This is a genomic window from Mycolicibacterium alvei, from assembly GCF_010727325.1.
GTDB classification, from domain to species: domain Bacteria; phylum Actinomycetota; class Actinomycetes; order Mycobacteriales; family Mycobacteriaceae; genus Mycobacterium; species Mycobacterium alvei.
In genome coordinates this window covers 4,411,789-4,423,002 of the sequence record NZ_AP022565.1, presented here as the reverse complement: position 1 = coordinate 4,423,002, position 11,214 = coordinate 4,411,789, and the positions used below count along the sequence as shown (strand labels likewise).

The window sequence follows — 11,214 nt, the reverse complement described above, 5'->3', positions numbered from 1 at the left end:
GAGATGTAATGCGAGTCCCCCCCGGGCCCGTCTACCTGTCAGAGGCCTGACCTTGCGCCAGCCTCTCGCGCAAGGTCTTCGGCCGGATGTCCGGCCAGTTCTGTTCGATGTAGTCCAGACACGCGGTGCGATCCGCTTCGCCGTAGGCCACCCTCCAGCCGGCGGGAACGTCGGCGAAGGTCGGCCACAGGCTGTGTTGCTCCTCGTCGTTGATCAGGACGAGAAAGCTGCCGTTGTCATCGTCAAAAGGGTTGATGCTCATCCGGTCCTCCCCACCATCGAGTAGACCAGGAAAAGCGTTGCAACGAACCGGTGGCAGGACTGCATTACCCCACACCTGCGCCCGGCGCTGTCTTTTGTTTCTTTGGCCCACTCCAGCTATGACGTACCTAGTTGCAGAGCGCCAGCATATCGACTTCTCTTCACGGGGGTGCAGAAATCAGCGATCCAGGAATATTCTGTTGCTGTGTCCCGGTCATTCGACTTCACCGTTGATTCGTCGGTCAGAGTTGAGCAAATCCACTCAGCCTTCGCCGAACGGGACTACTGGCTGGACCGATTGAGGAAGTTCGGCGGTCTCGGCCGACTCGACACGTTGAATGTCGACACCGATGGCTCCGTGACCGCCGTCGTCGTCCACAACCTGCGCCCAGATGGCCTGCCAGGGCCGTTGTCCAAGTTCTTTCCCAGCGAGTGGCAGATCGTCCAGGAGGAGAACTGGCGGGCGATCGGTGGGGGACGGGTGCGCGGAGAGGTCAGCGTCGTACCCCACGGAGCACCCGGGTCCTGGGTGGGCACGGCACTCCTAACACCCAGGTCGGATGGGTCGCAGTTGCAGTGTGCAGCGACCGCGGAGTTCAAAGTCCCGCTGGTCGGCGGGAAGATCGAGGGCCTGATGGGCCGCATGTTGGTGCAGAACATCTCCGTGATGCAGCACTTCACGGCCGAATGGATCACGAGTCACGCCTGACCCGACCCACCCTGCACGACATCCATGTAGTTCAATCCAGCGAAACCGCGCGCAGACGCCGCTGGCCCGGTGCACCTGCCAGAGCCCGGCAGAGGGCCGCAGATGGGTAGCCGTACAACAATCAGCAAATCTTCCACCAGGGCCGCCACATCGTCTATTCACCGACGCTGCGGCCAGTGGCAGAGCATTCGAGTTAGCCACGATTGCACTGCGGTGCGTGGCACATCACCGGTCAAGATCGCTGGTATCAAAATTTGCGAATGCAAACACGAGCGAACGTGGCTAACAGCACGCTCCCAGGAACATCACACCAATATCGGAATATTCGCGCGCGCGATCCATTGATCGTTGACAAGTGAAATAAATGGCGTCCTACGGAATTCGTCGTGCAATTAATCAGATCTTGATTGGGGCTTCCGGAATCGGTCGGGAACCCTCAGCTGACGCTTGCCAACACCAATGGCAAAACCTCGGGCACTCCAGCGTCGCGCAGCACTCGGGTGGCCATGGTCAGCGTCCATCCGGTGTCGGTCATGTCATCGACCAACAACACCGGCCCCTTCGAATCGAGTTGTGGCCGTTCCCATGCGCCGTCCAGCGCAGCCACCCGATAGGCCGAATTCGCGGCCGTGACGGGCCGGCGTTGCGGGGCATAGGACAGGATTCCCAGATTGGTCAGCCGCCCGATCTGCGCCAACCGCTGCACCGTCGAGGAGATCAGCACCGGATGCGTCGCGGAGTCCAGCCCCATCACCGCAGTCGGCCGCCGATCCCACTCCCACGCCTTGAGCACCTCGATGGCCGCGCCGATCACGTCGTCGGGCACCTCGGCGTCTGGCTCGGCCAGCAGGCGCCGCAGCCGCGTTCCCCAGCCGAGATCGGTGAGCCGGCCGATCGCCCGACCTGGCGCCGCACCTTCGGCGATTCGGCCGGACAGCGGCACACCCAGCGCAGCCAACCCGGACGGCCATTGCTTACGTGGGGCCACCAAGACGCCGGGTCGCGAAAGGCGTTGCGCGGTGTCGGTGAGGATGTCCTGCGCCACCGCTGCCTCGTAACGCCGGCCGCTGCAATTGTCACAACGCCCGCACCGCGCGTCCGGCATCAGCTCGGGGTCGTCGAGTTGGCTGCGCAGAAACACCATCCGGCAACTTCCCGTGGCCTGATAGTCGAGCATCGCCTGCTGCTCCCGGCGGCGCGCCTCGTCCAGCGCCCGGTACCGGGCCTCGTCATAACTCCAGGGCTCTCCGGTACCGATCCAGCCGCCCTTCACCCGGCGGACCGCGCCGTCCACATCGAGCACCTTGAGCACCATCTCCAGGCGAGACCGGTTGAGATCCACCAGCGGCTCCAGCGCCTGGGTGGATTGCGCCCGGTCAGTCTCCAGCGCACCGATGACGTTTCGCACCATGGACTCCGAGGGGAACGCCACCGAGGCGAAGTACCGCCAGACATCCTGATCCTCGGTACCGGGAAGCAGGATCACCTCGGCGCTGTCGGTCGCACGCCCCGCACGCCCCACCTGCTGGTAATAGGCAATCGGGGACGACGGCGCCCCCAGATGCACGACGAACCCCAGGTCGGGTTTGTCGAAACCCATCCCCAGCGCAGACGTCGCCACCAGAGCCTTGACCCGGTTGTCGAGCAGATCGGCTTCCAGTTGTTCACGTTCACCTGTGTCGGTGGACCCGGTGTAGGCGGCCACCTTGTGACCCCGCTCGGCCAGGAGCGCGGCCACATCATGCGCCTGGGCCACCGTCAGCGTGTAGATGATGCCCGAGCCCGGCAGGGAGTCCAGTTGCGCCGCAATCCACGCAGCCCGCTGCGCGGGCGTGCCCACCTGCACCACCGACAGCCGCAACGACTCACGGTCCAGTCCGCCGCGCAGCACCAAAGTATCGGATCCACCCACCCCCAACTGGGCCGCCACATCGGTGACCACCCGATCGTTGGCAGTCGCAGTTGTCGCGAGAACCGGTACCTGCGAACCCAATTCACCGATCAAGGTGCGGATCCGGCGGTAGTCGGGCCGGAAATCGTGCCCCCAGTCCGAAACGCAGTGCGCCTCGTCGACCACCACCAGGCCCGCATCCGCGGCCAGTGCCGGCAGGACGTTGTCACGGAAGTCGGGGTTGTTGAGCCGCTCGGGGCTGACGAGCAGCACATCGAGTTCCCCGTCAGCGACCTGGCGGTGTATCGCGTCCCACTCGGTGACATTGCCGGAGTTGATCGTGGCGGCCCGCACGCCGGCGCGCTCGGCCGCGGCCACCTGGTTGCGCATCAATGCCAGCAGCGGGGAGACGATCACCGTCGGCCCGCGTCCGGAAGCGCGCAGCAGCTTGGCCGCAATGAAGTAGACGGCGGACTTTCCCCAACCTGTGCGTTGGACGACCAGTGCGCGGCGACGCTGGACCACCAGAGCCTCGATGGCGGCCCACTGGTCATCGCGCAGCACCGCCCCGCCCCCGGCCAGTTGTTCGAGGATCGACTGAGCCTGTTCGCGGGTCGTCATGGACCCAATCATGCCGGGCTCGGCTGACAGCGCTGACCGCGCCAGGTGGTCGAGAACCGGACCCACAAAGCACGCTGGGCCCTCCGATCCCGGAAGGCCCAGCGCGGCGGTGTTTCTGACGAAGTCAGGCCTTGGCCGCTGCAGCTTCCTGTTCGCGCTTGATCTCGAGTGCGATGTCGATCAGCTGGTCTTCCTGACCACCGATCAGCTTGCGCTGGCCCACCCGGAGCAACAGCTCGTGGGCGGGCACCCCGTAGCGTTCGCCCTGGCGCACCGCGTGCTTGAGGAAGCTGGAGTACACCCCCGCATACCCCATCACCAGGGCGTTGCGGTCCAGCAGGCACTCCGCCGGCATCGCCGGGGCAACAACCTCTTCGGCGGCGTCGGCGATGTCGAAGAAGTCGATGCCGGTCTTGACGCCGATCTTGTCGAACACCCCGACCAGCGCCTCAACCGGCGCGTTGCCCGCCCCGGCGCCGAACCGGCGGCAGGAGCCGTCGATCTGCTTGGCCCCGGCGCGCACGGCCTCGATCGAGTTGGCGACACCCAGCCCGAGATTCTCGTGGCCGTGGAAGCCCACCTGCGCGTCGTCACCGAGCTCGGCGACCAGCGCCGAAACCCGATCGGCCACTCCCTCGAGCACCAACGCGCCCGCGGAGTCGACGACGTACACGCACTGGCAGCCGGCATCGGCCATGATGCGGGCCTGCTTGGCCAGTTTCTCCGGGGCGATGGTGTGGCTCATCATCAGGAAGCCGACGGTCTCCAGGCCCAGCTCACGGGCCAGCCCGAAGTGCTGGATCGAGACGTCGGCCTCGGTGCAGTGGGTCGCGATGCGGCAAATCGAGCCACCGTTGTTCTGGGCTTCCTTGATGTCTTCCTTGGTACCCACGCCGGGCAGCATCAGGAAGGCGATCTTGGCTTCCTTGGCCGTCTCGGCGGCCAGCTTGATCAGCTCCTGCTCCGGGGTCTTGGAGAACCCGTAGTTGAAGCTCGATCCGCCCAGACCATCACCGTGGGTCACCTCGATGACCGGAACACCGGCGTTGTCCAGCGCGGCGACGATGGCGCCGACCTCGTCCTTGGTGAACTGGTGCCGCTTGTGGTGCGACCCGTCACGCAACGACGTGTCGGTCATCCGGACGTCCCACACCGGGTTGAAGAAAATGTCACTCATGCTTGCGCACCTCCCGAGACCGCCAGCGACTCTTTCGCGATTTCCTCGCCGACCTTGGTGGCGGCCGCGGTCATGATGTCCAGATTTCCAGCGTAGGGCGGCAGGTAGTCACCCGCACCCTCCACCTCCACGAAGATCGTGACCAGGTGTTGTCCGCCGTTGACCACCGACGGCTCGTCGAACTGCGGTTCGTTGAGCAGGCGGTAGCCCGGCACATAGGTCTGCACCTCGGCCACCACCTCCTTGATCGAGGCGGTGATGGCCGCGTGGTCGGCATCCTCCGGGATGGCGCAGAAGATCGTGTCGCGCATGATCATCGGCGGCTCGGCCGGGTTGAGGATGATGATCGCCTTGCCGTCGCGGGCCCCACCGATGTCGCGCACACCGGCGCTGGTGGTCTTGGTGAACTCGTCGATGTTGGCGCGAGTGCCCGGACCGGCCGAAGCCGACGACACCGAAGCCACGATCTCGGCGTAGGGCACGTCCACCACGCGGCTCACCGCGTACACCATCGGGATGGTGGCCTGGCCACCGCAGGTGACCATGTTGACGTTGGGGGCGTCGAGGTGCGCGCGCAGGTTGGCCGGCGGGATCACGCCGGGGCCGACGGCGGCCGGGGTCAGGTCGATCGCCCGGATGCCGGCCTCGACGTAGCGCGGCGCAGCGTCCCGGTGCACGTAGGCACTGGTGGCCTCGAACACCATGTCCGGCTTCTCGTCCAGGGCGAGCAGCCAGTCCACACCCTCATGGCTGGTCTCCAAACCCAGCTTGCGGGCGCGGGCCAGACCCTCGGACTCTGGATCGATGCCGATCATCCAGCGCGGCTCGAGCCACTCCGAACGCAGCAACTTGTACAGCAGGTCGGTGCTGATGTTGCCCGACCCGACGATGGCAACTGATGCTTTATCAGCCATAGCGCGGCTCCTTATTCGAAACTCAGTCTTACTGAACCTAACCCGGCGAACTCAGCGACGAAATCGCTGCCCGGAGGTGCATCTATCGCACGCATGAACGCCCCCGGCAACACGATGTCACCGGCCTCCAACCGCACCCCGAAGCTCTCCACCTTGCGGGCCAGCCAGGCCACCGCGGTGACCGGATTGCCCAGCACCGCCTCACTGTTCCCCTGGGCTACGAACTCACCCCGGTTGGTCAACACTGCGTCGATATTGCTGACCTCGATGTCCTTGGGCGAGACCCGCGCCTCCCCGAGCACCCATCCGGCACTGCTGGCGTTGTCGGCGATCGTGTCGCACAACTTGATCTGCCAGTTGGTGATGCGGGTGTCGATCAACTCGATCGCCGGCGCGAGGGCGGCCGTGGCGGCGAGCACGTCTTCCTCGGTGCAACCCGCTCCCGGCAGGTCGTGGGCCAGAATGAACGCGAGCTCCACCTCAACACGCGGGTACAGGTAGTTCGACGACTTGACCGGCTTGTCCTCGTGGATCTGCATCTCGTCGAGGAGGTGGCCGTAGTCCGGCTCGTCGACACCCATCATGTCCTGCATCGCCTTGCTGGACAGTCCGACCTTGTGGCCGACGATGCGGGCGCCCTCGGCGACCCGCTGACGGATGTTGATCAGCTGGATCTCATAGGCATCAACCACATCGATGTCGGGATTGCCGTCGGTCAACGGGGTCATCGGTACCCGGCTGCGCTCGGCCTCGGCCAGGTCGGCGGCCAACTGGGCTCGTACCACGTCACTAAGCATTCTGGTGAATTCCCCTCACTTCTTTGACCGGGGCGGTTGTTGGATTGCCGGTCAATTCTATAACGTGTTCTACATGACTGGACAGGAGTACGACGTTGTCGTGGTCGGCAGCGGCGCTGCCGGCATGGTCGCCGCCCTCACCGCAGCCCATAACGGCCTCTCGACAGTAGTCGTCGAGAAGGCGCCGCACTATGGAGGTTCCACTGCGCGGTCAGGTGGTGGGGTGTGGATCCCGAACAACGAGATTCTCAAGCGTGACGGCGTCAAAGACACTCCCGAGGCCGCCCGCACCTACCTGCACAAAATCATCGGCGACGTGGTGCCCGCAGAGAAGATCGACACCTACCTCGACCGCTCGCCGGAGATGCTGTCGTTCGTCCTGAAGAACTCTCCACTCAAGCTGTGCTGGGTACCCGGGTACTCCGACTACTACCCCGAGACGCCGGGCGGCAAGCCCACCGGCCGCTCGGTGGAGCCCAAGCCGTTCAACGCCAAGAAGCTCGGTGTTGACGAGAAGGGGCTGGAGCCGCCCTACGGCAAGGTGCCGATGAACATGGTGGTCATGCAGCAGGACTATGTCCGGCTCAACCAGCTCAAGCGTCATCCCCGCGGCGTGCTGCGCAGCCTCAAGGTCGGCGTCCGCTCCGTCTGGGCCAACGCCACCGGCAAGAACCTGGTCGGCATGGGCCGTGCGCTGATCGCCCCGCTGCGCATCGGCCTGCAGCAGGCCGGCGTCCCGGTCGAGTTGAACACCGCGCTGACCGATCTCTACGTCGAGGACGGCGTCGTCCGCGGCGTCTACGTCGTCGATCCCCGCGACCCTTCCGCTGAACCGCAACTGATCCGGGCGCGCCGCGGCGTGATCCTGGGCTCGGGCGGATTCGAGCACAACGAGCAGATGCGGGTGAAGTACCAGCGCGCACCGATCACCACCGAGTGGACAGTGGGCGCGGTGGCCAACACCGGCGACGGCATCCTGGCTGCCGAAAAGCAGGGCGCTGCACTCGAATTCATGGAGGATTCGTGGTGGGGCCCGACGGTCCCACTGGTTGATTCACCGTGGTTCGCCCTGTCCGAGCGCAACTCTCCCGGCTCGATCATCGTCAACATGGCCGGCAAGCGGTTCATGAACGAGTCGATGCCCTATGTCGAGGCCTGCCACCACATGTACGGCGGCGAATACGGCCAGGGCGCGGGCCCCGGCGAGAACATCCCGGCCTGGCTCATCTTCGACCAGCAGTACCGCGACCGCTTCATCTTCGCGGGTCTGCAACCTGGACAGCGCATTCCGAAGAAGTGGCTGGAATCCGGCGTCATCGTCAAGGCCGACACCCTCGAGGAGCTGGCCGCCAAGACCGGGCTGCCCGTCGACGCGTTCGGCGCGACCATCGACCGGTTCAACGGCTTCGCCCGTTCGGGGGTGGATGAGGACTTCCACCGCGGCGAGAGCGCCTACGACCGCTACTACGGCGATCCGACGAACAAGCCCAACCCCAACCTCGGTGAGATCAAGCACGGCCCGTTCTACGCGGCCAAGATGGTGCCGGGTGACCTGGGTACCAAGGGCGGTGTCCGCACCGACCTCGTCGGCCGGGTGCTGCGCGACGACGACTCCGTGATCGAGGGTCTCTATGCCGCAGGTAACGTCAGCTCACCGGTGATGGGTCACACCTACCCCGGCCCGGGCGGCACCATTGGTCCCGCCATGACCTTCGGATACCTCGCGGCGCTCGATATCGCTGCGGCTGGAAAGGGCTGATATGCCAATCGATGTCGAAAAGGCACTCGCCGCTGACCTGGAGCCCATCGAATTCTCCTGGACCAGTAGCGACATCCAGCTGTACCACCTCGGCCTGGGTGCCGGCGCCGATCCGATGGATGAGCGCGAACTGCGCTACCTGACCGACAACACTCCCCAGGTGCTCCCGACCTTCGGCAACGTCGGCGTCAGCTTCCACATGACCGAGGCGCCGACGGTGCAGTTCCCCGGCATCGACATCGAGCTGTCCAAGGTCCTGCACGCCAGTGAAGCGGTCAGCGTGCCCGGCCCGATCCCGACGAGTGGCACTGCGTCGTCCAAGCAGCGCTTCACCGAGATCTGGGACAAGGGCAAGGCCGCCGTCATCGTCAGCGAAACCACGGTGACCGATGAATCCGGCAAAGTCCTGTGGACCACCAAGCGGTCGATCTTCGCCCGTGGCGAAGGCGGTTTCGGCGGCGAGCGCGGCCCGGCCACCTCGTCCGAACTGCCCGATCGCGCCCCCGACATCGAGATCTCGTTGCCGACGCTGCCGCAGCAGGCGCTGCTGTACCGACTGTGCGGAGACCGCAACCCGCTGCACTCCGACCCAGCCTTCGCCAAGGCCGCCGGTTTCGACCGGCCGATCCTGCACGGGCTGTGCACCTACGGCATCGGCTGCAAGGCCATCGTCGACAACCTGCTCGACGGCGACGTCTCCCAGGTGGCTTCCTACGGCGCCCGGTTCGCCGGCGTGGTGTTCCCCGGTGAGACGCTGCAGGCCAACATCTGGAAGGAAGACGGCAAGTTCATCGGCGTGCTCACGGCACCGAGCCGCGACAACGCCGTCGTGCTGTCCGGGGTGGAGCTAGTCCCGGCCTGACCTACTTCTGCACCCGCTCTACCTGCTTTTCACCACCCGCTTTGTCACGCTGGAGTGGCTGTCGACCTCGACGGCCACTCCAGCGTTGCATTGGGGGGCTATTGGGCGGCAATTGCTTTGGCGGCTCCTGGCTTTGTCACGCCAGAGTGGCTTCCGACGTCGACGGCCACTCTGGCGTGACGAAGTGAGTGCCTGGCGGTTGGCACCAACGCCGATAGCACAGACCCTGCGCGCCGTCATCTTTCACCGCAGCGTGGCTGTGGACAACGAGTGTCACGCCAGCGCCTGTGGATAACCGACGTGACGGATATGGCATTGCGCTGCAGACTTTCTCGCCATGGGGGATCCATTCGTCGGCAGTGCAGCCGTGGCCAACGGCGAACTACGCAAGAGCGCACTCCGCACCAGATACACGAGGGTATTCCGGGACGTGTACGTAAGCCCGGGCACCGAACTCACACCGCTTGTGCGAGCCAAGGCCGGCTGGTTGTGGTCTCGACGCCGCGGGATCGTGGCCGGAAACTCGGCAGCAGCTGTTCACGGCGCGCAATGGGTTGACGCCGAAGCCCCGCTGGAAATGATCCATTCCAACCGCAATCCTCTTGCGGGCCTGCATGTTCGGACCGAAGAGATCTCAGACGACGAGATCATCTGGGTCGACGAGATTCCGGTCACCTCCGTCGCCCGCACCGCGCTAGATATCGGTAGTTGGTATCCGCGCGACGACGCAGTGTCTGCGCTTGCGCTGGCCCGCGCAACCGACGTCAAAGCTGCCGACGTAGAGCTGTTGATACAGCGATACGCCCGGCGTCGAGGAATTCAGCGCGCCCGCACAGCCTTGGATTTGATGGACGGCGGTGGGCAATCACCCCAGGAAACGTGGCTGCGGCTGATACTCATCGATGGCGGCCTGCCTCGACCGCAGACCCAGATCCCGGTTTACGACGGCCCAGGCGATCCATTTGCGTATCTCGACATGGGCTGGGAGGACATCAAAGTCGCCGCCGAGTACGACGGCGAAGAGCACCGAGCGAGCAGCTGGAGGTACAACTGGGATCTGCGGCGGGCAGAGCGCATCCAGCGGCAGGGCTGGATCAACGTGCGGATCGCCGCCGGTCAACGCAAAGCCGACATCCTGCGCCGCGTCAATGCCGCGCGCGCCTGCCGAGTGTCCCACTAGCGTGGCTGGCGCGCTCGGCGGCCACTCTGGCGTGACATTGGATGCCCGCCGCTAGAGGCGACCAAGCCCCGTGTCACTCTGGCGTGACTGTCGGGCTCGGCAGCCACTCTGGCGTGACATTGGATGCCGGAGCGTGGCGCGGACGGGACCGGGCACGACCCCCCGAGAACGCGCAGCGGGCGCCGGTTCACACCGACGGGCGTTCTTCGTGCGCAATACAGCTACATCCGCTTCCACAGATCGTCCCCGCCGGAATGGCGCGGGGCCTCCGGTGCCACCGGAACCGGGCCGGGAGCCGGCTGACTCGGGGCGGGTGCAGCGGCAGGCGGTGCGGACGAAGCGGGCGGTGCCGAGTGCTGCACCGGAGGCGACGAATGCGGAGCCGCCGACGCCGCCCCACCCGATGGGGCGCTCATCTGCGACTCCCGCGCATCCAGGCCGGCTTCACGGTGATCCTGCGCAGCGTCGCGATCGTTCTGCGCCGTCTCGCGATCGTCCTGCTGCTTGTCCCGATCGTTGAGCTCGGCCTCGCGTTCGGCCTGCTGCTGCTGCGGATTCGGGCCACCGGGACCACCCGGACCACCGGCCTGACCGGCACCTGGCCCGCCGCCGTTCTCCGAGCCGCCGCCCTTGGCGCCCTCCATGGCTTTCATCAGCGGCTCCATCAAGGAACCGAACTGTCCGCCCATCTGCCCCATGGCCTGGGTGGGCGCACTGGCCATCTGGCCCATCTGCCCAAGTTGGCCCATCATCTGGCTGAGCTGACCGACACCCTGACCACCGGACTCGTCGGCCTTCTCGTAAGCGCCCTGGGCATCCGAAAGCTTGGCGTTGAACATGTTTTCCTTGGCCGACAACGCCGTCACATTCGTGCTCAGCGAGGCCGCCAGGGTAGGCACGATCCCGGCGATGGTCATGCTCATCGCATCCTCACCGGGCTGAATCGACGGCATGTCGGGGAGGGTCAACGACGCGGGATCCCAGTTGAGCATCCCGCCCATCGACATCGGTGAATTCACCGGTTACCCCCTTCTCGTCGAGAC

10 protein-coding genes are annotated in these 11,214 nt (G+C 65.5%); 4 read left to right on the top strand and 6 right to left on the bottom strand.

The genetic code is table 11. The features are described from left to right. Nucleotides 1–31: 31 nt before the first annotated feature. Nucleotides 32–262: an MbtH family protein gene (locus tag G6N44_RS21150; protein WP_163667206.1), complete on the bottom strand. Its 231-nt coding sequence runs from the start codon at nt 260–262 to the stop codon at nt 32–34. A gap of 204 nt (nt 263–466) precedes the next feature. Between G6N44_RS21150 and G6N44_RS21145 the strand changes: the two genes are divergently transcribed. Continuing rightward, a complete protein-coding gene (locus G6N44_RS21145; protein WP_163667204.1) occupies nt 467–970 on the top strand; it encodes a DUF2505 domain-containing protein in 504 nt (167 codons plus the stop codon). A 436-nt stretch (nt 971–1,406) separates the two neighbouring features. Here G6N44_RS21145 and G6N44_RS21140 read toward each other — a convergent pair whose 3' ends face one another. The 4 genes from G6N44_RS21140 to G6N44_RS21125 all read right to left on the bottom strand — a co-directional run bounded on the left by G6N44_RS21140 (nt 1,407) and on the right by G6N44_RS21125 (nt 6,370). Continuing rightward, nucleotides 1,407–3,482 carry a RecQ family ATP-dependent DNA helicase gene (locus tag G6N44_RS21140; RefSeq protein ID WP_163667202.1) on the bottom strand — a complete coding sequence of 692 codons (2,076 nt, stop codon included), beginning with the start codon at nt 3,480–3,482 and terminating at the stop codon, nt 1,407–1,409. Nucleotides 3,483–3,606: 124 nt separating this feature from the next. After that, entirely contained in the window at nt 3,607–4,659 is a 1,053-nt protein-coding gene (dmpG, locus tag G6N44_RS21135; protein WP_163667199.1) for a 4-hydroxy-2-oxovalerate aldolase, read from the bottom strand. After that, nucleotides 4,656–5,573, bottom strand: a complete 918-nt coding sequence (locus G6N44_RS21130) for an acetaldehyde dehydrogenase (acetylating) (RefSeq protein ID WP_163667196.1) — start codon at nt 5,571–5,573, stop codon at nt 4,656–4,658. The genes dmpG and G6N44_RS21130 overlap by 4 nt, the downstream gene beginning before the upstream one ends. 11 nt (nt 5,574–5,584) lie before the next feature. Then, nucleotides 5,585–6,370: a 2-keto-4-pentenoate hydratase gene (locus tag G6N44_RS21125; protein WP_163667193.1), complete on the bottom strand. Its 786-nt coding sequence runs from the start codon at nt 6,368–6,370 to the stop codon at nt 5,585–5,587. A gap of 73 nt (nt 6,371–6,443) precedes the next feature. Here G6N44_RS21125 and kstD point away from each other — a divergent pair, with 73 nt between their 5' ends. The 3 genes from kstD to G6N44_RS21110 all read left to right on the top strand — a co-directional run bounded on the left by kstD (nt 6,444) and on the right by G6N44_RS21110 (nt 10,171). Further along, nucleotides 6,444–8,129 carry a 3-oxosteroid 1-dehydrogenase gene (gene kstD, locus G6N44_RS21120; protein WP_163667191.1) on the top strand — a complete coding sequence of 562 codons (1,686 nt, stop codon included), beginning with the start codon at nt 6,444–6,446 and terminating at the stop codon, nt 8,127–8,129. 1 nt (nt 8,130) lies between these two features. Further along, nucleotides 8,131–8,991, top strand: coding sequence for an enoyl-CoA hydratase ChsH3 (locus G6N44_RS21115; protein WP_163667188.1), 861 nt, complete (start codon nt 8,131–8,133; stop codon nt 8,989–8,991). Between the two features lie 337 nt (nt 8,992–9,328). Next, entirely contained in the window at nt 9,329–10,171 is an 843-nt protein-coding gene (locus G6N44_RS21110) for a hypothetical protein (protein ID WP_163667186.1), read from the top strand. A gap of 221 nt (nt 10,172–10,392) precedes the next feature. On the opposite strand, the gene G6N44_RS21105 is transcribed toward G6N44_RS21110, so the two are convergent. After that, complete coding sequence (locus tag G6N44_RS21105) at nt 10,393–11,190, bottom strand: hypothetical protein (protein WP_163667183.1); 798 nt, start codon at nt 11,188–11,190, stop codon at nt 10,393–10,395. Nucleotides 11,191–11,214 lie beyond the last annotated feature (24 nt).